This window comes from Streptomyces sp. NPDC005483, from assembly GCF_040606035.1.
Lineage (GTDB): Bacteria > Actinomycetota > Actinomycetes > Streptomycetales > Streptomycetaceae > Streptomyces.
The window spans coordinates 94,738-117,445 of the sequence record NZ_JBEXEA010000027.1 but is presented as its reverse complement, the minus strand read 5'-3'; the positions used below and the strand labels follow the sequence as shown (position 1 = coordinate 117,445).

22 protein-coding genes and 2 pseudogenes are annotated in these 22,708 nt (G+C 71.3%); 20 read left to right on the top strand and 4 right to left on the bottom strand.

The annotated features are described in order from the left end of the window. Window positions 1-139: 139 nt before the first annotated feature. A complete protein-coding gene (locus ABZT06_RS37570; RefSeq protein ID WP_355751649.1) occupies window positions 140-958 on the bottom strand; it encodes an AbfB domain-containing protein in 819 nt (272 codons plus the stop codon). Window positions 959-1,204: 246 nt separating this feature from the next. Between ABZT06_RS37570 and ABZT06_RS37565 the strand changes: the two genes are divergently transcribed. The 7 genes and pseudogenes from ABZT06_RS37565 (at window position 1,205) to ABZT06_RS37535 (ending at window position 6,818) form a co-directional block, all read left to right on the top strand. After that, a complete protein-coding gene (locus tag ABZT06_RS37565) occupies window positions 1,205-1,525 on the top strand; it encodes a multidrug efflux SMR transporter (RefSeq protein ID WP_355751647.1) in 321 nt (106 codons plus the stop codon). Then, the gene (locus ABZT06_RS37560; RefSeq protein WP_355751645.1) at window positions 1,525-2,082 is read left to right on the top strand and encodes a TetR family transcriptional regulator; all 558 of its coding nucleotides are present in this window, start codon (window positions 1,525-1,527) and stop codon (window positions 2,080-2,082) included. The genes ABZT06_RS37565 and ABZT06_RS37560 overlap by 1 nt, the downstream gene beginning before the upstream one ends. Window positions 2,083-2,167: 85 nt before the next feature. Next, window positions 2,168-2,774: pseudogene (locus ABZT06_RS37555) on the top strand (sigma-70 family RNA polymerase sigma factor). Window positions 2,775-2,776: 2 nt separating this feature from the next. Then, on the top strand, window positions 2,777-3,778 hold the full coding sequence (locus ABZT06_RS37550) for a CU044_5270 family protein (RefSeq protein WP_355751643.1): 1,002 nt from the start codon (window positions 2,777-2,779) through the stop codon (window positions 3,776-3,778). A gap of 109 nt (window positions 3,779-3,887) precedes the next feature. Beyond that, complete coding sequence (gene dapD / locus ABZT06_RS37545; RefSeq protein ID WP_355751642.1) at window positions 3,888-4,877, top strand: 2,3,4,5-tetrahydropyridine-2,6-dicarboxylate N-succinyltransferase; 990 nt, start codon at window positions 3,888-3,890, stop codon at window positions 4,875-4,877. Between the two features lie 151 nt (window positions 4,878-5,028). Continuing rightward, window positions 5,029-5,598: a SigE family RNA polymerase sigma factor gene (locus tag ABZT06_RS37540; RefSeq protein ID WP_355751658.1), complete on the top strand. Its 570-nt coding sequence runs from the start codon at window positions 5,029-5,031 to the stop codon at window positions 5,596-5,598. Then, window positions 5,595-6,818 (top strand): WD40 repeat domain-containing protein, encoded by a 1,224-nt coding sequence (locus ABZT06_RS37535; protein ID WP_355751640.1) that lies wholly within the window; start codon window positions 5,595-5,597, stop codon window positions 6,816-6,818. Before ABZT06_RS37540 ends, ABZT06_RS37535 begins: the two co-directional genes overlap by 4 nt. A 21-nt stretch (window positions 6,819-6,839) precedes the next feature. Here ABZT06_RS37535 and dapA read toward each other — a convergent pair whose 3' ends face one another. After that, complete coding sequence (dapA, locus tag ABZT06_RS37530) at window positions 6,840-7,733, bottom strand: 4-hydroxy-tetrahydrodipicolinate synthase (RefSeq protein WP_355751638.1); 894 nt, start codon at window positions 7,731-7,733, stop codon at window positions 6,840-6,842. A 152-nt stretch (window positions 7,734-7,885) separates the two neighbouring features. Here dapA and ABZT06_RS37525 point away from each other — a divergent pair, with 152 nt between their 5' ends. Genes ABZT06_RS37525 through ABZT06_RS37510 form a run of 4 tightly spaced genes read left to right on the top strand, consistent with a single transcriptional unit; the run spans window position 7,886 to window position 9,711 of the window. Next, entirely contained in the window at window positions 7,886-8,014 is a 129-nt protein-coding gene (locus ABZT06_RS37525; RefSeq protein ID WP_256122893.1) for a hypothetical protein, read from the top strand. After that, window positions 8,011-8,706, top strand: coding sequence for a hypothetical protein (locus ABZT06_RS37520; RefSeq protein WP_355751636.1), 696 nt, complete (start codon window positions 8,011-8,013; stop codon window positions 8,704-8,706). The genes ABZT06_RS37525 and ABZT06_RS37520 overlap by 4 nt, the downstream gene beginning before the upstream one ends. A gap of 52 nt (window positions 8,707-8,758) precedes the next feature. Next, window positions 8,759-9,178, top strand: a complete 420-nt coding sequence (locus tag ABZT06_RS37515; RefSeq protein ID WP_355751635.1) for a phage holin family protein — start codon at window positions 8,759-8,761, stop codon at window positions 9,176-9,178. Continuing rightward, entirely contained in the window at window positions 9,175-9,711 is a 537-nt protein-coding gene (locus tag ABZT06_RS37510) for a DUF3618 domain-containing protein (protein ID WP_355751633.1), read from the top strand. The genes ABZT06_RS37515 and ABZT06_RS37510 overlap by 4 nt, the downstream gene beginning before the upstream one ends. A 93-nt stretch (window positions 9,712-9,804) precedes the next feature. Here ABZT06_RS37510 and ABZT06_RS37505 read toward each other — a convergent pair. Beyond that, window positions 9,805-10,818 (bottom strand): annotated as a pseudogene (locus tag ABZT06_RS37505) (YihY/virulence factor BrkB family protein). A 125-nt stretch (window positions 10,819-10,943) separates the two neighbouring features. Here ABZT06_RS37505 and ABZT06_RS37500 point away from each other — a divergent pair. From ABZT06_RS37500 to ABZT06_RS37490, 3 genes are all read left to right on the top strand, one after another. Beyond that, window positions 10,944-11,645: an antibiotic biosynthesis monooxygenase gene (locus ABZT06_RS37500; RefSeq protein ID WP_355751631.1), complete on the top strand. Its 702-nt coding sequence runs from the start codon at window positions 10,944-10,946 to the stop codon at window positions 11,643-11,645. Window positions 11,646-11,706: 61 nt separating this feature from the next. Then, window positions 11,707-12,312 (top strand): winged helix-turn-helix domain-containing protein, encoded by a 606-nt coding sequence (locus tag ABZT06_RS37495; RefSeq protein ID WP_355751629.1) that lies wholly within the window; start codon window positions 11,707-11,709, stop codon window positions 12,310-12,312. Window positions 12,313-12,315: 3 nt separating this feature from the next. Next, window positions 12,316-13,050, top strand: a complete 735-nt coding sequence (locus ABZT06_RS37490; protein WP_355751627.1) for an SRPBCC domain-containing protein — start codon at window positions 12,316-12,318, stop codon at window positions 13,048-13,050. An 11-nt stretch (window positions 13,051-13,061) separates the two neighbouring features. Here the strand turns inward: ABZT06_RS37490 and ABZT06_RS37485 are convergent, their stop codons facing one another. Beyond that, on the bottom strand, window positions 13,062-14,885 hold the full coding sequence (locus ABZT06_RS37485; protein ID WP_355751625.1) for an endonuclease/exonuclease/phosphatase family protein: 1,824 nt from the start codon (window positions 14,883-14,885) through the stop codon (window positions 13,062-13,064). A 277-nt stretch (window positions 14,886-15,162) separates the two neighbouring features. Here ABZT06_RS37485 and ABZT06_RS37480 point away from each other — a divergent pair, with 277 nt between their 5' ends. From ABZT06_RS37480 to ABZT06_RS37455, 6 genes are all read left to right on the top strand, one after another. Further along, window positions 15,163-16,587, top strand: a complete 1,425-nt coding sequence (locus ABZT06_RS37480; RefSeq protein ID WP_355751623.1) for a hypothetical protein — start codon at window positions 15,163-15,165, stop codon at window positions 16,585-16,587. 232 nt (window positions 16,588-16,819) lie between these two features. Next, window positions 16,820-18,265, top strand: coding sequence for an alkaline phosphatase PhoX (locus ABZT06_RS37475; protein ID WP_355751621.1), 1,446 nt, complete (start codon window positions 16,820-16,822; stop codon window positions 18,263-18,265). Window positions 18,266-18,613: 348 nt separating this feature from the next. Next, window positions 18,614-20,194 (top strand): TROVE domain-containing protein, encoded by a 1,581-nt coding sequence (locus ABZT06_RS37470; protein WP_355751619.1) that lies wholly within the window; start codon window positions 18,614-18,616, stop codon window positions 20,192-20,194. Between the two features lie 102 nt (window positions 20,195-20,296). After that, a complete protein-coding gene (locus tag ABZT06_RS37465; protein WP_355751617.1) occupies window positions 20,297-20,944 on the top strand; it encodes a GntR family transcriptional regulator in 648 nt (215 codons plus the stop codon). Between the two features lie 29 nt (window positions 20,945-20,973). Continuing rightward, window positions 20,974-21,990, top strand: coding sequence for a 1-aminocyclopropane-1-carboxylate deaminase (locus ABZT06_RS37460; protein WP_355751615.1), 1,017 nt, complete (start codon window positions 20,974-20,976; stop codon window positions 21,988-21,990). Between the two features lie 61 nt (window positions 21,991-22,051). Then, on the top strand, window positions 22,052-22,666 hold the full coding sequence (locus ABZT06_RS37455; protein WP_355751613.1) for a TetR/AcrR family transcriptional regulator: 615 nt from the start codon (window positions 22,052-22,054) through the stop codon (window positions 22,664-22,666). The last annotated feature ends 42 nt before the right edge of the window (window positions 22,667-22,708 follow it).

Genomic DNA, 22,708 nt, shown 5'->3' with positions numbered 1-22,708 from the left:
TTGTCGGGGGGGGGGGCCCCTCAATTCCCCCGTGCGGGGGGGCCGTCCCTTGGGGGGGCGTTGGTTTAAACGTGTCTTTTTTTGCCGCTGGCCCCCCCCCCCCCCCCCCCCCCCCCCCCCCCGCTTCTGTGTGCGCGTCTCAGGCCAGTCCGCCCACCAGCTGGAACGACGAGTCGGCCAGGTACTGGGAGTTGTACTCGAAGCGTTCCAGCCGGACCACGAAGTTCTCGTGACGGAGGAAGTAGCCGGGGTAGTTGACCGACTCCAGCATCACGGCGCCCCGGTAGTACGAGGAGTCGCGGGGGCAGAACGTCGCGTCCTGCTTGAAGAGGGACGAGCCGTCGTCGCGGGCGGCACGCAGGACGAAGTTGCTGTGGCGCAGGTACTTGCCGTCGTGTGTGGTGAAGGAGTAACACGAGGCGTTCGCGAGGCCCTTGACCTGCTTGAAGGTCGAGTCCTCGCGGGATTCCGAGCCGCGGACCGGGTCCAGGGCCACGTAGTACTCGGTCACATGCCAGTAGCGGTCGGGGTAGTTGACCGCGCGGACCGAACGGTAGGTCACCGCGGGCTTCGGCTTCGATGAACCGCCCTTGGACGCCGTGGACTTGGGCGGCTTCGGGGTGGCGGTGACCGTGACGGTGGGGTCGGCGCCCTGCTGCCGGGGGCCCTGGGGAGTGGGGGACACCGACGAGAGACCGCTGTCGCCCTGCGGGGCGGCGGCCGTCGCGGGCTGCGAGGAGAAGGAGATCAGTCCGGATCCGTCGTCCCGCGCGGTCTTTGACGGCGCGTCAACTGCCTTGTCGGTAGCGGCTATCGCCGCCACACAGGCGACGATCGTGACCACCGCCAGCGCCCCGGCGAGATAGAGCCGTCTGGTGCCGGGCGTGCGGGAGGTGTCCAGTGTCCAGCCGTTCTCCCAGGGGCGGTTCTGGGGCGGCCGGGACTTGTCTTCGGGCATGCGCTGTTCCTCCGGCGCGGCGCGGAGCGACGTGCCGCTGCTGTGGTGGCGCGGTAGGTGAATGGTGAAACACAAGTGGTTCCGGGGGAACACTAGTGGTTACCGGCGGTCCCGAGCAGCCCTTTGAACCGGCCGGTTTCCACATTCCCCTCTCGGCGGCGGCGGCAGGGTGGTGGCGTGGTCACCTCTGCACCCCCTTGTCCCGTACGGCCCGTCTTCGTCCACCTGTTGTGTACGCTCGTACACATGGGATACCTGCTCCTCGCCGGAGCCATCGCCGCCGAGGTCGGAGCGACCACGGCCATGAAGTACACCGAGGGCTTCAGCCGGCTCGGGCCCTCGCTGCTGACCGTGCTCGGGTACGTCCTCTCCTTCGCCCTGCTAGCCCAGACGCTGAAGACGGTGTCGGTCGGCACCGCCTACGCGATCTGGGCCGGGTTGGGCACCGCGGCCATCGTCACCATCGGGATGGTCTTCCTCGGGGAGGGGATGACGGCCACCAAGGCCGCCGGAATCGCGCTGATCATCCTGGGGGTCGTGGTGCTGAACCTGGGCGGGGCGCACTGATGCCCCGCCGGCACGACCCCGAGCGGCGCCAGCGGATCATCGACGCGGCCATCCGGGTCGTGGGGCAGAAGGGGCTCGCGGGGCTCAGCCACCGCAGCGCCGCAGCCGAGGCCGACGTACCGCTCGGTTCGACGACGTACCACTTCAAGAGCCTCGACGAGCTGATGGTCGCCGCGTTGCGCCAGGCCAGCGAGGGCTTCGCGAAGGCGGTCGCCGCGCACGGCGCCCTGGACGACCCCGGCGGTGACCTGGCCGCCGGTCTCGCCCGCGTCCTTGCCGACTGGCTCGGCGGCGAACGCACCGGCGTCGAGCTGGAGTACGAGCTCTACCTCGCCGCCCTGCGCCGCCCCGCCCTGCGCCCCGTCGCCGCCGAATGGGCCGACGACCTCGCCGAACGCCTCGGCCGCCGCACGGACCCGGTCACGGCGCGGGCGCTGGTCGCGCTGATGGACGGGATCTGTCTCCAGGTGCTGCTCACGGGGACGCCGTACGACGAGGACTACGCGCGGGAGGTGCTGGCCCGGGTGATCCCGCAAGGGACGCGGACGATGTGCTGAGGTTCTCGCGTCGTCCGTGAACTCTCCGCCCCACATCGGGAAACAGGGGGTGTCACGCACACACCGACGAACCAGGGGGAGCCTTGTGAGTGGACCACCGTCGTCCACGTCGTCCACGGCACGGACGCAGGACGACGCGGAGGTCGTCGCCCGGTCGCTGGAGCAGCCGGAGCTGTTCGCACGGCTCTACGACCGCTACGCGCCGGACATCCACCGGTACGCCGCCCGCCGCCTCGGCGACGGCGCGGCCGACGACATCACGTCGGACACCTTCCTCGTCGCCTTCCGGATCCGCTCCCGCTACGACCTCGCCCGCCCCAACGCCCGCCCCTGGCTGTACGGCATCGCGGGCAACCTCATCGGCAAGCAGCGCCGCTCGGAGGTACGGGCACTGAGGGCGCTGGCCCGCACCGGTCAGGACCCGCTCGCCGCGTCCTGGAGCGAGTCCTGGGTCGAGGACACGGACAGCAGGATCGCGGCGCAGGGGCCGCTCGCCGGAGCCCTCGCCGCGCTGTCGGCCGGAGACCCTGCTGCTCGTCGCCTGGGCCGACCTCACCTACCAGGAGGTCGCCGAGGCCCTGGACATCCCGGTCGGCACCGTGCGCTCCCGGCTCAACCGGGCGCGTCGCAAGGTTCGTACGGCGCTGGGCGCCGATCCCGCATTCGTGAGCGACGCGGCGGAGGTGGCGTAGCGATGGACGAGATGACCGAGGTACGCGGACTGCGCGCCCAGGCGCCGGTGCCCGACCGCGCGCGGCTCGCGCCGGGACGGGCCCGGCTGCTGGAGGCGGCGCGGGCCGGAGAACGGCGGCGGGCGCCGTGGCGGCGCCGGGAGTTCGTCGTCGTGGCCGTCGTGGCGGCGGTGACCGCCGTCGCCGTGACCGCGGCCCTGCTGGTGGGCGGGGGCGGCGGGCGGAAGGTGCAGCCCGCCGTCACGCCCACGGTGTCCCTGAAGGGCGTGAGCGCGGCCGAGCTTCTGCGGCGGGCCGCCGACGTGGTCGCCGCGGAGCCGGACGGCCCGGTCCCGACGGCGGAGCAGTGGATCTACACCAAGGAGGCGCAGGAGCCGTACGACGAGCAGGCACAGCACGCCGAGGGCGCGAGGAAGCTGCTGGCGGGCCCGCAGGAGAGCTGGATCCGCTACGACGGCACCGCGATGGCCATGATGGAGCCGGACCGCACGGGCGAGAAGCTCGAACTCAACACCCGGGCCATGCATCTGGAGAACGGCGGGGAGGGGGACGACCGCTCGGCGCGCGAGATGTACCGGGTCCTGGTCGCGCTGCCCGCAGGCGGCGAGCAGACGCTGAAGGTGCTGCGCGACAAGAACGCCATCGCCGACCCGAAGGGGGTGCCGCAGGCGGAGAACGACTACACCGAGATCAGTGTCCTCCTCGGCGCCGACGTGATGCCCTCCGAGGGGCTGGCCTCGCTCTACCGGGCGCTCGCCACCCTGCCGGGCGGGTCGGTCACCGACCACCTCGTCGAGACCGCTTCCGGACGCCGGGCCATCGCGCTCGAGTACCACACCCGGGACCCCTATCCGGGGACCGAGGAGACGTTGCGGGACCAGTGGCTGCTCGACCCGCAGACGTATCGCGTGATCGGTGTGCGCATGCTCGCCGGTGAGAAGGTCGTCGGCGGCAGCTCCCTCGTCGCCACGGCCGTCGTCGACCGGGCCGGTGAACGCGGCTGACCCCTCCGACCGGGCGGCCCGCACCACGGGGGAGTGCGGGCCGCCCACCACCCGAGACGCCCCGCGCACGGGTTCGCGTCCCGCGCCCCGCGCCGGTTAGGTTTCCCTCATGACCGACACGACTGCTCCGCGCACCACCGGCGCCATCGCCGCAGGCCTGGCCACCGTCGCCGCCGACGGCACCGTTCTCGACACCTGGTTCCCCGCTCCCGAGATCTCCGCCGAACCCGGACCTGCCGGCACCGAGCGGCTCTCGGCCGAGCGGGCCGTGGAACTGCTCGGCGAAGGCGCCGCCAAGGCGATCGGCCCGGACGCCCGCCGCGGTGTCGAGGTGATCGCGGTCCGCACGGTCATCGCCTCCCTCGACGACAAGCCGCTCGACACGCACGACGCCTACCTGCGACTGCACCTGCTCTCGCACCGTCTGGTCCAGCCGCACGGCCAGAGCCTGGACGGCATCTTCGGTCTCCTGCCCAACGTCGCCTGGACCTCGCTCGGCCCGGTCGCCGTCGACGAGATCGAGAAGGTGCGCCTCAACGCCCGCGCCGAGGGCCTGCACCTCGCCGTGACGAGCGTCGACAAGTTCCCGCGTATGACGGACTACGTGGCCCCCAAGGGCGTCCGCATCGCCGACGCCGACCGGGTCCGCCTCGGCGCGCACCTCGCCGCGGGCACCACCGTGATGCACGAGGGCTTCGTCAACTTCAACGCGGGCACCCTCGGCACGTCGATGGTCGAGGGCCGCATCTCCGCCGGCGTCGTGGTCGGCGACGGCTCGGACATCGGCGGCGGCGCCTCCACCATGGGCACGCTCTCCGGCGGCGGCAACGTCCGCATCACCATCGGCGAGCGCTGCCTGATCGGCGCCGAGGCGGGCGTGGGCATCGCACTCGGCGACGAGTGCGTCGTCGAGGCCGGTCTCTATGTCACCGCGGGCACCCGGGTCACCATGCCCGACGGCCAGATCGTCAAGGCCCGCGAGCTGAGCGGCGCCTCCCACATCCTCTTCCGCCGCAACTCGGTCACCGGCACGGTCGAGGCCCGCCCGAACAACGCGGTCTGGGGCGGCCTCAACGACGTCCTGCACAGCCACAACTGAACCGTTTCCGGCCCGGACGAAAGTCGCCGCAGAGGACCACGTTCCTCTGCGGCGACTTTTTTCGTGGCGGTGGCATAGCGGCGGGCCCCCGTACGCGTCACAAGGGTCGGAGGGGCGGCGCACAGGCGTCGCCGGGGAAGAGAAGGTGACGATGAATGCCGAAGGGCTGGAGAGTTTCCGGGACTTCGTGGACAGCAGGTCGTCCGCCCTGCTGAAGACCGCTGTGCTGCTGTGCGGGGGAGACCAGCACGCCGGTGAGGACCTGCTGCAGAACGCCCTGGTGAACGCGGCCGGACGGTGGCAGAAGATCGACGAGCCGGAGGCCTACGTACGGCAGGTCCTCTACCGTCAGCAGGTCAGCCGCTGGCGGCTGAAGTGGCCCCGGCGGGAGGTCAGTGTCGCCGAGCCGCCCGAACCACCGGGCACCGGCGAGCCGGGCGCCGACGCCGCCACCGCGGCCGAACTGCGCCTGGTGATGCGCCAGGCCCTGTCCCGGCTCACCGCACGCCAGCGCACCGTGCTGGTGCTGCGCTACTTCGAGGACCTGCCCGAGGCCGATGTGGCCCGTCTGCTGGGCTGCTCGGTCGGCACCGTGCGGTCCACCACCCACCGTTCGCTGGCCCGGCTGCGCCGGCTCGCTCCCGAACTGGCCGCCCTCGGCCCCGCGGAGGCCGAGCGGTTCGGCACCCGTGACTACTCGCCCGTGGAGGTGCGTCCGTGAACGTCGACGACATCGTGCGCGACACTCTGCGCGAGCAGGCCGCCGAACAGCCCCCGGCGGCAGCGGGGTTCGCCGACCGGGTGCTCGCCGTCCGGCGCCGCCGCCGGACCCGTAGGGCCGCGGTCGTCGCCGTGGCCGCCGTGGCAGCGGTCGCCGTGGGGGTGGGTGTACCGCTGCTGGACTCCGGCAAGGGGGACGTACGGCCCTCCGGCGGCATCGTGACCCCGAAGAAGGTCGAGTCCCACCCCGACCAGTCGCCGCCGCGCGACGAGATCTCCGTCGGGGGCACGACCCTGGCCGGGTACTGCGTCGCGGAGACGGTCAAGAAGAGCGCGGACAGCGCCGTCTACGAGCGCACCTACCACCTGCTGAACCCGAAGACCGGCAAGTACGCCGAGGCCGCGGACTGGTCCTGGGTCGCCGTAGCCCCCGGCGGGAAGACCGCCGCCGTCCTCGAACGGAATCTGCCCGCCTCGCGGATCGGCCTGCTCGATCTGACCACCGGCAAGGTCGTGCGGTGGATCAAGGTGGACCACGGTGTCGGCGGGCTCACCTTCTCGCGCGACGGCCGCAGGCTGGTCGCGACGACGTACAGCGAGAATCCCGACCGGCTGATCAAGGTGAAGGGCAACGTCGAGTGGGGCCGGCCGTGGACGTCGAGCCGCACCGGCTTCTACGTCCTCGACGTGTCCTCGGGGGACGGCGCCTGGACCGAGATCAAGATCGCGGGCAACTCCGACGACCCCCTGCGCGGCGCCATGCTCAACAGCCGCCAGGACTTCTCCCTCACCGACGACGGGCGCCATGTCTGGGAGGGCCGCCCCATGGAGCCCGGCTATGCGTTCTACGACCTCACGGGCAAAGAGGTCCCCGTGCCGGCGGGCTACGCGTACCTGGACTGGTCGGTCGAGGCGGGCAGGTCCCCCGACGGCAAGCTCGTCGCGGGTGGCTTCGCGGGCAGGAAGTGGAAGACGTCCTCGTACGTCGTCGACGCGATGACCGGTGAGAAGACCGAGGTGCGCGGGCAGCAGCTGATCGCCTGGGTGGGCAACAAGCAGCTCATCGCGTGGGACATGGCCGAGAACGACAAGAACGAGCACCACAACCGGCTCGTGCTGGTCACGATCGGCAGCGACAAGGAGACCCCGCTCAGCGGCTTCAGGGAAGGCGACACACCCGACGGCGCCGGGCGTTGGGGGCCGCTCTTCGCCCAGCCCTGATCAGAGCGGTCACAACCCTGATCAGGCGGCCACCAGTCGTTCGTACTCCGCCAGCAGCCCGTCGGCCGCCTCCCGGCCGGCGGGCCGCAGCGGGGCACGGACCGGGCCCGCGGGCAGACCGAGCGCGTTGAGGAGGGCCTTGGCGGTCACCGTGCCGGGCAGGCCCGCCGACATCATCGCCTCGATCAGCGGCGTGGCCCGTTGTTGGAGGCGGGCGGACACGGGGGTGTCGCCCGCCTCGAACATGTCGAGGACCGCGCGGAGTTGAGCGGGGACCACGTTGGCCACCGTGCTGACGTACCCCGCCCCGCCCACCGCGTACAGGGCGAGGATGTGCTCGTCGCAGCCCGCGTAGTACGCCAACTCCGTGTGGTGCAGGACCTTTTGCGTGCCGAGAAGGTCGTAGGAGCAGTCCTTGACCGCGACGATCCGGGGGTGCTCGGCGAGCCGGATAATCGTCTCCGGTTGGATGCGGGTACCGGTGCGGGCCGGGATGTCGTAGAGCATGACGGGCAGTGCGCAGGCGTCCGCGATCTCCCGGAAGTGGGCCTCCAGCGCGTCCTGCGGCGGCCTGCTGTAGTAGGGGCTGACCACCAACGCCCCGTCCGCGCCCGCCTTTTCGGCGGCGAGGGCCAGCTCCACGGTGTGCCGGGTGTCGAAGGTGCCCACCCCCGCCACGACCGAGGCCCGCTCGCCCACCGCCTCCCGTACCGCCCTCACGAGCGCGGCCTTCTCCGCGTCCGTAGTGGTCGGCGACTCGCCGGTGGTACCAGAGAGGACGAGCCCGTCGCAGCCCTCCCTCACCAGGTGGTCGGCTAGCGCCTGGGCGCCGTCGAGATCGAGGGCGCCGGCCTCGTCGAAGGGCGTGACCATGGCGCACAGGGCGCGGCCGAAGGGCGGGGAGGTTGTCGTCATACGCGTAGTCTCGGCCGGTCGACCGTGAAGCTCCACTTAATTCTCCTACGGTGTACCGGTAAGGGATGCTGCGAAAAGGTCCTATGTCCAAATCGGGCCCGCATGGGTCACCATGGTCAGGACGGTGCACGACCCCTGGTCCTGGAGGCGTCATGAAGCTCGGCAAGGCACTCGCCACCGGAGTCGCGGAAGAGCGGCCGGAGATCCACGAGGAGGAGCTCGAGCTCCCCGAGGAGATCAAGGAACTGAAGGCCCCCGAAGAGGTCCCGGCGGCCCGATGAGGCTGCGGCTTCCGGAGGAACGCCCGACGGAGCCGCCGACCGGATACAAGATCGCCCACCCGGTGCTGTCCCAGGACGGCACTCGGGCCGGGTTCACCGGTGTCTCGCTCGGCGGCGCGCTGCCGTACGGCGTCCTGGCCGACGCGTCCTGCGTCTACGGCCTGCGGCACCGGGCACCGAACCGCCGCTGCGACTGCGGCTTCCACTGCGTACACGATCGCGCGGCGGCCGAGGCGCTGCTGTGCACGGCCGAGCACCGTACGGCCGTCCTCCTCGACGTCCTGGTCCTCGGCCGCTACCTCCGCTTCGAGCTCGGCTTCCGCTACGCCCGCCAGCGGGTGCGGACCGCCACCGTCGGACCCTGCGCCTGCGGCCTGGTCGCGGCGGCGCTCGCCGACGCCGGCTGGGGCAGACCCGGCTGGCGGGCCCTGGTCCCCTCCTGCGCGGGCTGCCTGCGTGGACGTACGGCCGTCTCGCTCGCCGGGTTCGCCCGGCTGGCCGGTGAGGGGCTGCGGGTGGTGGCACGGCCCGCCACCGTGCTCACGGATGCTGATCCCGGCCTGCCCGAGGGGCTCGGAGTGCCCGAACTCGCTGCTGAGGCTGCCCTGTTGCAGGCCCGGCTCGACTGGTTCCAGAGCCAGCTGGCCCGGCTCGGGCAGCGCGGCCCGGACGGCGGTCCGCAGGTGGGGTAGCGGGGGCCGGGCCGGGTACCCGGGTGTTCCGACCGAGAGGAGGCGGAACACCGTGACCGGAACCACGGCCCCCAGGCCGGCGCACGACGAACATCACTCGGTGGGCGAACTCGTCGGACAGGCCACCGAACAGGTCTCCAGGCTGATGCGGCAGGAAGTCGCCCTCGCGAAGGAGGAGCTGGCCGAGAAGGGCCGGCGGGCCGGGAAGGGCGGCGGGCTGCTCGGTGCCGCCGGCGCCTTCGCCTACGCGGGACTGCTCGCCCTGGCCGGAACGGCCACCGCCGCTCTCGCACTGGTGCTTTCGGTGTGGGCCTCGGCACTCATCGTGACGGCTGTGCTCTTCGTGATCGCGGGCGTGCTCGCCGCCGTCGGCCGCGCCCAGCTGCGCCAGGCCACACCCCCGACGCCCGAGGAGGCCCTCGGCAGCGTCAAGGCGGACGTCGAGGAGATCAAGGAAAGGGCGCACCGATGACGGACAGGACGGGCAGCGAGCCCCCCGTGACGGGGGCCAAGGGCCCCGACGAACTGCGGCAGCAGATCGAGCGGACCCGCAGTGAACTCGGCGACACAGTTGAGGAGTTGGCAGGAAAGATGGACGTGAAGGGCCGGGCGAGGGCGCGTGCGGCGGACCTCAGGGACAAGGCGGGCGCGATGACCGTGCAGCTGCGCAGCAGCGCGGCGCAGGCCGGCCACACCGTGCACGACAAGGCCACGCAGGCAGGTCACACCGTGCAGGAGAAGGCCACCCAGGCCGGTCACAAGGTCCAGGACCGGGCGGCGAAGACCGGTCATCAGGTCCAGGACCGCACGCAGCGGGCGGGCCGGCTCACCCAGGGCAAGGCGTCGGAGACGAGTGCCGCGCTGGAGCGCAGGGCGGAGCACAGCGTGCCCCAGCCGGCCCGGCCCCTGGTGCTGGCGGCGATCCGGCATCCGCGGCCGGTGCTGATCGTCGGCGCGGCCCTGGCCGCGATCGTCGTCGTGTCCTGGCGGTACCCGAAGAAGTAGGCCGCGGTACGCCGAAGGCCGATGTGGGCGGCACCCGGAACCGCGGGGTGCCGCCCACATCCCTGCGTGCGGTCCGGCCGCCGCGGGGGCGCGTCACTTGCCCCGGGACAGCCGCGCCCGCAACCTCGGCGGCCACTTCCGTGTGTCCCGGGGCTCCACGTACGGCTCCTCCGTCGTCTCGGCCGCGCCGGAGGCGATCGCCCGCTCCCGGGCCAGCTCCGCGTCGAACTCCAGGCCCAGCAGGATCGCCAGGTTCGTCAGCCACAGCCACACCAGGAAGACGATGGCACCGGCGAGGGTGCCGTACGTCTTGTTGTACGAACCGAAGTTGGCGGCGTAGAGGGCGAAACCCGGGGAGGCGGCGAGCCAGACCAGGGTGGCGAGGACACTGCCCGGGGAGATCCAGCTGAAGCCCCCGCCGCGGACGTTGGGGGCGGCCCAGTACAGCAGCCCGATCATCACGACGACCAGGAGCAGCAGCACCGGCCACTTGGTCACCCCCCAGATCGCGATCGCCGCGTCGCCGAACCCCACTGCCCGGCCCGCCCTCCCCCAGTCTCAACTTCGTTCGACCGGGGGGACCCCCATGGCCAGTGGGCCCGTGAACACCACCATCAGCGCGCTCACCGCCAGCATCAGCATCAGCGTCACGGTCAGCGCCAGCCGCAGCGGCGTCAGCTTCCACACCGGGCGCCCCTCGGGAAGGTCGTACACCGCGTTGGACGTACGGATGAAGGCGGCGACGTACCCGGACGCGGACCACAGCGCGGCGAGCAGTCCGAGGACCGCCAGCACGCTGCCCGTGCCGCCGCTGTCGCCGAGCTGGACCACCGCGTCCCGCAGGATGTCCCGGGCCGGGCCCGGCGCGAGGTCCCCGATGTTGTCCAGGATCTTGTCCGTGGCGCGCTGTCCCACCACGCCCAGCAGGGAGACCATCACCAGCAGGGCGGGAAACAGCGACAGGACACCGTAGTACGTCAACGCCGCCGCACGGTCGGCGAGTTCGTCGTCCAGCAACTCCTTCGCCGTACGCCGCAGCACCGCGCGCCAGGATCGCGCGGGCAACTTGGAGGGGCTGTGCGGCTGTTCCTCGGCCTGCTCGTCCATGCCGAGGCGGGTCTCCCGAAACCCCCGCTCGAATCGCCTCCTGAACAGCGGACTTGACCTGAATCTCGGTTGAGGTCGGAGGGTGGGTGGCGCACACACCGAGCAGTGATCCGAGGAGGTCCCGCATGACCCGCCGAACCCACGACCATCCCGACCCCGCCCGGCCCGAGGTGGGCGCGTCCCTCTTCAGCACCTGGCGGGTGGGCAACCCGCTGCGGCAGCGGCAGACCGTCGAGGCCATCGCCGGCGCCTGGGAACGCCGGCCGTGGCCCGCCGACGGGCTCCTCGGCTACCACGTCTACACCGGACACGACACCGCGAGCCTCCTGCACCACTCGCAGTGGACGGACGAGCAGACCTACGAGGCGTTCGCGCGGACCCAGCGGCTGGAGCGCGTCGACGAGATCGACACCGCCGTCCCGGGCATCGAGCGGGTGGGGCTCGGCCGGTACCGGCGCTACCGCAGCGTCGCCCAGGACGGTGACCAGCGGGTTCCGGGCTGCATAGTGATCGTCGACATCGAGTTCGAGGGCCCTGACCCCGACCGGCAGCGTGCCTGGGTCGACGCCGTCATCGAGGCGCTGGAGAGCGAACCGAACCCGCATCCCGGCGGCATCAGCGGCCACTTCCACCTCAGCACCGACGGCACCCGGGTCCTCAACTACGCCGAGTGGGAGAGCGCTCAGGCCCACCTCGACGCGCTCGCCGCCCCGGGGGACGGGATCGGCTCGGGCTCGGACCGCTGGGAGCGCGTGCAGACCTGGCCGGGGCTGAAGAGCAGCGTGGTCAGCCGGTACGACCACGTCCTCGGTCTGCTCCCCGGATAGAACCCCGTCCGACAACTCCACTCGTCTGGACAAAAAAAGTGTTCGGTGAGAGGGTGGACCCATGCTGGACGTCACCGTGATCGAGGACCCCGAGGCCGCAGCCGTCTCCCTGGACCCCATAAGGGCGAGGCTGCTGGCCGAGCTGGCGGCCGGCCCCGCGTCGGCCGCCATGCTGGCCGGCAAGGTCGGGCTGCCCCGGCAGAGGGTGAACTACCACCTGAAGGCGCTGGAGCGGCACGGCCTGGTCGAGCTCGCGGGGGAGCGCCGCAAGGGCAACGTCACCGAGCGGCTGATGCGGGCGACCGCGGCGTCGTACGTGATCTCGCCGCTCGCCCTCGCCGCCGTGCAGCCCGACCCGGACCGCTTCCGCGACCAGCTCTCCGCGCGCTGGCTGCTCGCCCTCGGGGCCCGACTGGTGCGGGACGTCGGTCAGTTGATCACGGGGGCGGCCAAGGCCCGGCGGCGGCTGGCGACCTACGCGCTGGACGGTGAGGTGCGCTTCGCCTCCGCCGCCGAACGGGCCGCGTTCATCCAGGAGTTGACGGCCGGGGTCACCGCCCTGATCCGCAAGTACGACGCGCCGGACGCCGAGGGCGGAAGGGACCACCGGATCGTCGTGGCGGTCCACCCGACGCTCAAGAAGACCGAACAGACCGAGTTGGAGTAGACCATGTCCAAAGAGTTCGAGATCGCCCGCGAGTTCGAGGTCGACGCCACCCCCGAGCAGGTGTGGGAGGCGATCACCACCGGAACCGGCGGCTACCTGTGGCCGATGGAGCCGCCCGAGCCCCGCGTCGGCGGCACCGGCCCCTTCGGATCCAAGGTCACCGCCTGGGACCCGCCGCACCGCTACACCAACCGGGTCGAGAACGTCGACGGCATCACCGAACAGACCCTCAACCAGCTCGACTACACCGTCGAACCCCGCGACGAGGGCCGCCGGGCCTGGGTGCGCTACGTCCACAGCGGGATCTTCGTCGACGACTGGGACAACCAGTACGACGGCGCCGCCAAGCACACCGACTTCTATCTGCACACCCTGCGCGAGTACCTGACCCACTTCGCGCCCCGCCCGGCCGCCTTCGCCACCTTCGACGGACCCGAGGCGTCCAAGGCCCCCGACGCCCTCGCCGTCGTGGGACGGGCGCTCGGTGTCGGCGAGGACGTGGCCGCGGGCACGCGCGTGACGGTCCACGGCCCGGACACCTTCGAGGCCGTCGTCGACTTCCGCAACCCCTGGTTCATCGGACTGCGCACCGACCGGGGCCTCACCCGCGTCTTCGGGCGCAACCACTGGGGCCACCCGGTCGGCATCTCCCTGCACGACTTCGCGGCGGACTCCGACATCAAGGAGTGCGAGAACGAGTGGCAGGCCTGGCTGAACGGCGTGTTCAACCAGGCCTGACCCTCCGCGGGTTACGGCTTGAAGCGCAGCACCTGCGGGTCGTGGTCGCTGATCTGGTCGTTGAACTCCGAGTTGATGTGCACGCTGTCGTACTCGAAGTCGCAGCCGCGCCGGATCGACGGGCTGACCAGGATCTGGTCCAGGACCTGCTGGTTGCCCTGGTAGTCGTAGGTGTAACGCTCGCTCTTCGGCAGCGACTTGATCGCCGACCAGAGCTCGCCGTCGCCCTCCAGGATCTTCGCGGTGTCGGAGAACTCGAAGTCGTTGATGTCGCCGAGGGCGATGACGTCCGCGTTCTTCTGGACGTCGAGGATGCTCTTGACGAACGCGTTCACCAGCGTCGCCTGCGCGTGGCGCTGGATCTCCGAGCTGCGCGGCACCGGCTGGGTCGCCGAGGTCAGGCCGTAGTCGCCGCCCTTGGAGTTGAGGTGGTTGGCGATCAGGAAGACCGTGCGGCCGCGGAAGACGAACTCGCCGGCCAGCGGCTTGCGGCTGGACTTCCAGGCGTCGTTCGCCGGGTCGATCCGGCCGGGGGAGGCTGTCAGCTGGGCCCTGCCGTGCACCTTGGTGACGCCGACGGCGGTCGTCGAGTCGCCGCCCGCGCGGTCGACGAAGGAGACCCGCTCCGGGTTGAACAGGAACACCTGGCGGATGTTGCCGCCCGGCTCGCCGCCGTCCTGGTCGTTGACCGGGTCGATCGAGCGCCAGTCGTACTTCGGGCCGCCCGCCGCCACGATCGCGTCGATCAGCTTGTTCACCGTCACGTCGGCGGCGACCGTACCGTCGTCCTTCGCGCCGTTGTTGTCCTGGATCTCCTCCAGGGACACGACGTCGGGCGACTTCAGGTTGTTCACGATGGCGGAGGCGTGCTCCTCGAAGGTGGCGTCGGTCGGGTCGAGGTTCTCGACGTTGTACGTCGCGACCGCGAGCTCGCCGTTCCGCTGCTTCTGCGTGGTCTCCCGCGGGAGACCGGCGCTCTTCAGCGTGCCGAGCTGGCCCGCGACGAGGGTGTAGCCGCCGAACTGGTTGTAGTCGAGGGGGCCCGCGGTGGTGCCGGTGAGGACGTCACCGACGTTCGCGACCGGGAACGCCGAGGTCGAGCCCAGCGACTGGATCTGGAGCCGGCCGGTGTTCTGCGAGCTGTAGGAGCCGTAGAGCGTGCCGCCGCGCTCGGTGGCGTTCTCGCGCGGCTTCACCGTCACCCACAGCTCGGTGTACGGGTCGGTCGCGCCGACCACACGGACGTCCTTGACCTGGACGTTCATGCCCTCCAGGGACTCGTAGAAGTCCAGGGCGTACTTCTTCGGCTGCAGGGTCAGGGCGTTGACCGAGTTGCCCGCGGCCGGGTCGCCCTCCGGGGCGTACGCGGCGGGCACCGACCTCGCGTCGACCACCGTGGCCGCCGGGACCGCGTTGCCGCTGGAGACGACGGTGACCGTCGGCTTGGTGATCTCGGTGACCGACTGGTTCCCGGACGACGTGCCGCCCGGGACGTACTCCGAGACCGTGCCGGTGACCGTGACGGCGTCACCGACGGCGACCTTCGGGGCGGAGCTGGTGAAGACGAACACGCCCTCACTGGTGGCCGGGTCGGCATCGGGGTTCGGATCCTGGATCCAGAACCCCTTGGAGGAGCCGTAGGTGCGGACGCCGGTGACGATTCCGGCCACATCCGTGACCTTCTGACCGGCGTACGGGGATATCCGGGTCGCGCCCTGGATGTCATGGATGCTCACGGCGGCCGCGTGTGCGGGCGACACGAGGACGACGGTGGAGGCCGCGGACAGGGCGGCGACGGTGAGCGCGGCGAGACGCGCGGACTTCTTGCTCGGCAACGGGATCCCTCCGGGGACGAACGTAGGCGCCGGGACGAGGGTGAACGTGGAACGGTGGGAGCCGCGACCTGTGGGGGCGGTTGCGACGCGCGTAGAAAATACAGTGAACAGATGTCCGCCGGATTTCTACGCGCGTCAATCTCCTGCCTGGTCAGTCCAGTTGTCAAGGTTTCAGCCATGGACGGGAGTGGTCGGGGAGATGAACCGGGCGGCATGGGTCGATATCCGTCTAGGCTGAGCGGCTGAGTGGCACGACGCGTCCGAGGAGAACCAGCCGATGTCAGACAGCTCCCCCCTGCCGCCGGTGCGGCTGCATCCCGAAGCGGAGCTGGCGCGCGACGCCCTGTCCACGCCGCTGCTCGCCCGGGCCGCCCGGCTCGCCCGCTGGGCCGGCGAGGACACGCGGGTCGACGCCGGGGGCGGACTCGTCGAGGAGCAACTGCCCGCGGCGGCCGCGCACCTCGGACTGACCGGCGACGAGGCGGCGGCCCACGCGAGCGAGGCCTGGCGGGTCGCCGTCGACACCGGGCTCGTCGAGATCGTCGACGAGGAGGAGGGCACCGTCGCCACGGGCGCGGACCTGGCCCTGCTGTCCGGGTCCCCGCAGGACGTGCTCGGCGTGTGGACGACCGCTCTGGAGACGGCGCTGGCCGACGCGAGCGTGCCGGATCTGGACGACCTGGTCGACGCCCTGGACGAGCGGGGCGAGGTCGACTTCGCCTCCCTGGACTGGGATCCGGAGGCCGAGCAGGAGTTCCTCGACGGTGTGCTCGGGAACCTCTACCTGCTCACGGTCAGCGCGGACGGCCCCGGCGACGGACCCGTGCCGCTGCCCGCCCTGGCGGCGTCGATGATCGTGCCGAGCGACATGGGCGAGCCGACCAACGACGTCCTGGAGCAGGTGTCCGACGCGATGATGCGGCTGGACGACCAGTTCCGGATCCTGGAGCCGGTGGGGATCGTCGAGTACCAGCCCGTCGACGAGGCGCTGATGGCCGACGCCGACGAGGAGCCCGCCGCGGTCGTCGACGAGACCGATGTCTCCCGGTACGGCATGGTGCGGCTGACCCCGCTCGGGCTGTACGGGCTCCGCTCACGGCTGCTGGAGGCGGGCATCCCGGCACCGGCCGTCGGTGACCTCGCCGACAAGGGGGCGGACGTGCTGCTGGACGGGACTGGGGCGTTTCCCCCTTCGGCCGCCCAGGCCGAGACCGAGCAGTGGCTGGACCGGCGTGAACCTCTGGTGGCCGCGCGGGAGTTGCTGGCTGCGGCCCGGGGCAGCGACGCGGGGGCGCCGTTGCGCCGGCTGCGCTGCCAGCAGGCCCTGTCGCTGGTCGGCGCGGTCGCCGAGCCCGCGCTGCGGGAGGTCCTCGACGACGCCGAGCTGGGTGGGCTGGCCCGGGTCTGGCTGGCCGAGCGGGGGTTCGGGGAGGTGCCCGCGCCTTCCCAGGACATGGTGTTCTGGCTGACCGTCGACACCATCGCCGCGCAGCTCGCCGCGGAGGGGAACTCCGAGGAGTTGCAGGGGCTGGTGGAAGGGCTGGCCCAGCAGCACAGCGGGTTCTTCGCGGCGGCCTGGCGAGTGGATCATCCGGCCACCGCGGATGTGCTGGAGGCGATGGGGCGGTTGCATCCCGACAAGAAGGTGGCCAAGGAGGCCCGTAAGGCGGCGTTCAAGGCGCGGTCGCAGCAGGGGGGTTGAGCGGTGCGGGTGCGGGTGCGGGTCCGCTGTGGCTGGTCGCGCCCGCGCGGCGGAGCCGCACATCGGCAGAGCCCCGCGCCCCTGGGTGGTTTTCCGCATCCTTTGTTGATTCATTGAAGTTGGTCCACTGAATCCTCCCGCTGTTCAACCGCTGTTCAGACATGGGCGAGACGGTTGCGCCGATTCGAGGTCCCCCACCCTCCACGGCATACCCACCGTCTCAGGAGACACCATGTCGCTCACCCGCAGGGACTTTGCCGCGAAATCCGCGATCACCGGGGCCGGTGTCGCACTGGCGGGCACGGTCGGCGCCCTCGCCACCGCCCCCAACGCGCTCGCGGCCACCGACGTCGAGAGCGCGGACGCGCAGTCCGCGGGCGCGCACGGCGGCGTCGGCTACGGCCCCCTGATCGCCGACCCCGACGGTCTGCTCGCACTGCCCGCCGGGTTCAAGTACCGCGTCATCACCTACAGCGGCAAAACCAGGCTGGAGTCCGGCGAGTTCACCCCCTCCAACCACGACGGCACGGCCACCTTCTGCGGCCCCCGCGGCGCGACCCTCCTGGTCAACAACCACGAGCTCAAAGGCCCGCGAGCCAATTGGCCTCACCCCGTGCCGCTCACCGAGGGCCTCGTCTACGACCCCGCCGCCTCCGGTGGCTGCACGGTCGTCGAGGTCCGCCACGGGCATGTCGCCGAGTGGGTCGGCATCGCCGGCACCTCCACCAACTGCGCGGGCGGCAGCACCCCTTGGGGCACCTGGCTCACCGGCGAGGAGACCGAGGACAAGGCCGGCCAGAACGGCATGACCAAGGACCACGGCTACATCTTCGAGGTCGACCCCGAGGACCGCCGCGGCAATCGCGACCCCAAGCCCGTCAAGGCGTTCGGCCGGTACGCCCATGAGGCAGTCGTCATCGACCCCAAGCGCGGCCACGCCTACCTGACCGAGGACGCATCCGGCCCCAACGGCCTGCTCTTCCGCTGGACTCCGCCGGCGGGCTTCCACCACGGCCGCGGCAAGCTGCGCACCCTCGCCGACGACGCGGGGGTCCTGCAGGCCTTCAAGTGCTTCGACTCCGGCGGCAAGTTCGTCGACGACCTCTCCCGCGCCACCAAGATCGGCACGGTGTACGGCGTCGACTGGGTCGACGTACCCGACCGCGATGCCAAGACGGTCTCGGTCCGCAAGCAGTTCACCGACGGCCAGGTCACTCGCGCCCGCAAGCTGGAGGGCATGTGGTGGGGAGACGGCGGTGCGTACATCGTCTCCTCGTACGCCCGTGAGGAGAGCCCCGTCCAGCACGACGGCCAGGTCTGGTTCTACGACCCCAAGCGCCGCACCCTCACCCTGAAGGTCCTTCTCGGCGTCAACCCCGACCCGTCCAAGGACGGCGCCTTCGACGGCCCCGACAACATCACCGTCTCCCCCTACGGCGGCCTCGTCATCGCCGAGGACGGCGAGGGCGTCCAGCACCTGTTCGGCGCCACGGAGAGCGGCCGCACCTACCCGATCGCCCGCAACGAGCTGAACATCGGCACCGAAGAGGCGCCGGAGTACAGCGAGTTCACCGGCGTCACCTTCTCGCCCGACGGCAGGACGCTGTACGCCAACATCCAGACTCCGGGGATCATGCTGGCGATCACGGGGCCGTGGAAGCGGCAGAAGCGCGGCTAGTTAATTCGGTCGCCACCCCCGAGTTGTGCCTCCTACAGTGAGATCAAGACAGCGCACCTCCCGGTGCGAAGGCAGCGGCTACTTCTCTCTCAAAGAATCCCACGCCGCCGCCGACTTGATCTCGGGAGGCGCAGCTCATGGTGGGTGCCCGGTGCGCAGGCAGCGGATACTTCGGGAACTGGTGGGGGTACATCCCTCGTGCGGGTTCGAATCCCGTCATCGGCTCAGGCCGATGTGGCGGAACGGAAGACGCGCCAGTTTATAAGCACCGCAGTCGACTTCGACCTCGGACACCCTCCTTTTGCTGCGCCTCCTTCCGAAACGGCAACGAATTCGGGGGAATTCACCATGGCGCGATTCAACAAGAAGGCCGCGCGGGCCCGTCCCGCTTCCCGGATCACCTCGACGGGACGCGTTCTGCGGACCTACGAGGGCGGCCTCGGCCGTGAGCGGGACGCGCGCTCCGAGCTCTTTCTGCTCGCGGTCGCCAACTTCGTTTCCCAGCAGACCTTTTACGAGTCCGGCGCGGACCGCGACGACCGGTTCGCCGGCCTCGTAGGGCAGCTCGCCGTCACCGACCCGACCTGGACCGCCGGCCTGCTCGGCTGGCTGCGCGGCGAGGGCAACCTCCGTACCGCCTCGCTCGTGGGCGCCGCCGAGTACGTGAAGGCGCGACTCGACGCGGGTGTCACCGACGGTCCCTCGAACCGGCAGGTGGTGGCCTCCGTACTCCAGCGGCCCGACGAGCCCGGCGAGTTCCTCGGGTACTGGACGGCACAGTACGGCCGTAACGTCCCGAAGCCCGTCAAGCGCGGGATCGCCGACGCCGTACGGCGGCTCTACAGCGGCAAGTCGCTGCTGAAGTACGACACCGCGTCCAAGGGCTACCGTTTCGGCGACATCCTCAACCTCGTGCACGCGGCCCCGGACCCGGACAAGCCGTGGCAGGGCGAGCTGTTCCAGTACGCCCTCGACCGGCGGCACAACCCGGACACGGCCGTGCCGCCCGAGTCGAGCCGTCTGCTCACCGCGCACCGCGAGCTGATGGCATTGCCGGTCGAGCGGCGCCGTGCCGTGGTCACGTCCGAGAGCGGGGCCGAGCGGCTGGCCGCGGCCGGGATGACGTGGGAGGCGCTGGCGGGCTGGCTGCAGGGTCCGATGGACAAGGCGGCCTGGGAGGCCGTGATTCCGTCGATGGGGGCGATGTCACTCGTCAGGAACCTGAGGAACTTCGACGAGGCCGGAGTCAGCGACGAGGTCGCGGCTCAGGTGGCGGCCCGGATCAGCGACCCGGCGGAGGTCGTACGGTCGCGGCAGTTCCCCTTCCGGTACCTCGCCGCCTACCAGCACGCGCCCTCGCTGCGCTGGGCGTACCCGCTGGAGCAGGCGCTCGGCCACTCGCTGGCCAACGTGCCCGCACTGCCCGGCCGGACCCTGGTGCTCGTGGACCGTTCGGGCTCGATGTGGGCGCGGCTGTCCGACCGCTCCCAGCTCAACCGGGCCGACGCGGCGGCGATCTTCGGCACGGCGCTCGCGCTGCGTGCGGAAGACGCGGATCTCGTCGAGTTCGGCACGAGCAACCGGCGGCTGACGATCGGCAGGGGCGAGTCGGTGCTGAAGATCCTCGGCCGCTTCGGCGATCTGGGCGGCACCGACACCACCTCGGCGATCCGCGCGCACTACCGGGGCCAGGACCGGGTGCTGATCGTCACCGACGAGCAGTACTCGTACAACCGCCACGGCGGCCCGACCGAGCAGGTCCCGGCCGACGTGCCGGTCTACACCTGGAACCTCGCCGGCTACCGGGCGGGCCACGGCCCCTCCGGCACCGGTAACCGCCACACCTTCGGAGGCCTCACGGACGCGGCCTTCCGGATGGTTCCGCTGCTCGAGGCGGCCCAGGACGCCGACTGGCCCTGGGCGGTCTGAGCCCCGAACGTGGCCCGCACTTCACGGGGGTGCGGGCCACACCCCTGCCCACCCCTGCCCACCCTTGCCTGTCCGGATAACTGACATCTAACATTTCAGTTCATGAAGGCCATACGACCACTCGCTCGCACCCTCCTCCGCGACCGCGCCTACGCGTCCATCCGGGACGCCATCGTGGCCGGGGAGATCGAGCCCGGAGCGGTCGTGCGGGACGCCGAGCTCGCCGAGCGGCTCGGGCTGTCGCGGGCGCCGGTGCGGGAGGCCTTCACGCGGCTGGTCGACGAGGGGCTGCTGGAGAGCAAGCCGCAGAGCTACACCCGGGTGACCCAGGTCGTCGCCGCCGACGTGCGGGACGCCGCCGCCGTGGTCGGGGCCATGCACGAACTGGTCACGCGGGTCGCCGTGCCCCGGCTGTTCGCCGCCGACATCGAGACGATGCGCGCGGCCAACGAACGCTTCGCGACCGCCGTCACCGCCGGTGACGTGGACGCCGCCCTGCACGCCGACGACCAACTCCACGACGTCCTCGTCCGCGTCAGCGGAAACCGCGCGGCCGCCGCCACCACTGCCCGCTACACCCCCCTCATCCGCCGGCTGGAGCGCAGGCGCTTCGGCGAGGGCGGCAACTGCCGTTCGGCAGGTCTGCACGACCGGCTGATCGAGGCCTGCGCTGCCGGTGACGTGGACGAGGCGGTCCGGGTCACGGCGGAGATCTGGCGGGGCCTGGCCGAACTCGCCGACAGCGACTGAGCCCACCGCGACCCACCCGGGAGGTCCCCATGCCCCTTTCGTCCTATGACCGTTACCCCCTCCTCTTCGGACCCTCCCCCGTCCACCGCCTGGAGCGCCTCACCGCGCACCTCGGCGGGGCCGCGCTGTGGGCCAAGCGCGAGGACTGCAACTCCGGGATCGCGTACGGCGGCAACAAGACCCGCAAGCTGGAGTACCTGGTCGCCGACGCGCTCGCCAAGGGCTGCGACACCCTCGTCTCGATCGGCGGCGTCCAGTCCAACCACACCCGCCAGGTCGCCGCCTGCGCCGCCCGGGCGGGGCTCAAGTGCGTGCTGGTGCAGGAGAGTTGGGTGGACTGGCCGGACGCCGTCTACGACAAGGTCGGCAACATCCTGATCAGCCGGCTCGCCGGGGCCGACGTACGGCTGGTGAAGGCCGGGTTCGGGATCGGGTTCAAGGAGAGCTGGGAGCAGGCGCTCAGGGACGTCGAGGAGGGCGGCGGCAAGCCGTACGCCATTCCCGCCGGTGCCTCCGACCACCCGCTCGGCGGCCTGGGCTTCGCCGCGTGGGCGTACGAAGTCGCGGACCAGGAGCGTGAGTTGGGTGTCTTCTTCGACACGGTCGTGGTCTGCTCGGTGACCGGGTCCACCCAGGCCGGCATGGTCGCCGGGTTCCGGGCGCTGGAGGAGGCGGGCGGGCGGCCCCGGCGGGTCCTCGGCATCGACGCCTCCGCCAAGCCCGTCACCACCCGGGAGCAGATCGCGCGGATCGCCCACAACACCGGGCAACTCATCGGCGTACAGAAGGAGTTGACTGAGGAGGACGTGGAGCTGGACGAGCGGTACCACGCGGGTGTCTACGGCATCCCCGACGAGACCACGCTGGAGGCGATGCGGCTCGCCGCCCGCACAGAGGGGATGGTCACCGACCCCGTGTACGAGGGCAAGTCCATGGCCGGGATGATCGACCTCGTCGGGCGCGGGGAGATCGGCGCCGACTCCACCGTGCTCTACGCCCACCTCGGCGGGCAGCCGGCGCTCAACGGGTACAGCGCCCTGTTCTAGCCCGTTCGATACCATTTCGATACCATGCGGAGCGAGCCCCCGGTTCGCAAGGAGTATCTGGATGACGCAGGTCAGGCCCATGCGTGCGGACGCTCGGCGCAACTACGAGCGGTTGCTGAAGGTGGCCGCGGAGGCGTTCGCCGAGCATGGGGAGGGTGCGTCGCTCGACGACATCGCCAAGCGGGCGGGGGTGGGGTCCGGGACGCTCTACCGGCACTTCCCGACCCGGCAGGCCCTGCTGGAGGCGGCGTACCTGGACCGCGTAGAGGGGTTCGCCCGGCGTGCCGACGAGCTCGCGCGGGAGCTGCCGCCGGGGCAGGCCCTGGGGGAGTGGCTGTACGAGCTGTGCGTCGGGACGATCGAGGTGCGCGGGCTGAAGACGCTGCTGGGGTCCGCGATGACGGACGCGGCGGTCACCGTGTGCGGGACGCATGTGCGGGGTGCGGCGCAGCGGTTGGTGTCGGCGGCACAGGAGTCAGGCTCGCTGCGGGGGGATGTCGAGCCGGTGGAGCTGCTTCGGCTGGCGCACGGGGTGGCGGGTGCGGCGGAGCTGGGTGACGGGGGTGGGGAGTCGATCCGGCGGTACCTGACCCTGCTCACGGAGGGGCTGCGGGTGAGCGGGGGCTGGTCGCGCCCCGCGGCGGAGCCGCAGATTGATACAGCCCCGCGCCCCTGAGGGGGTACAGCCGGGCATGCCCGGCTGTACCCCCTCAGGGGG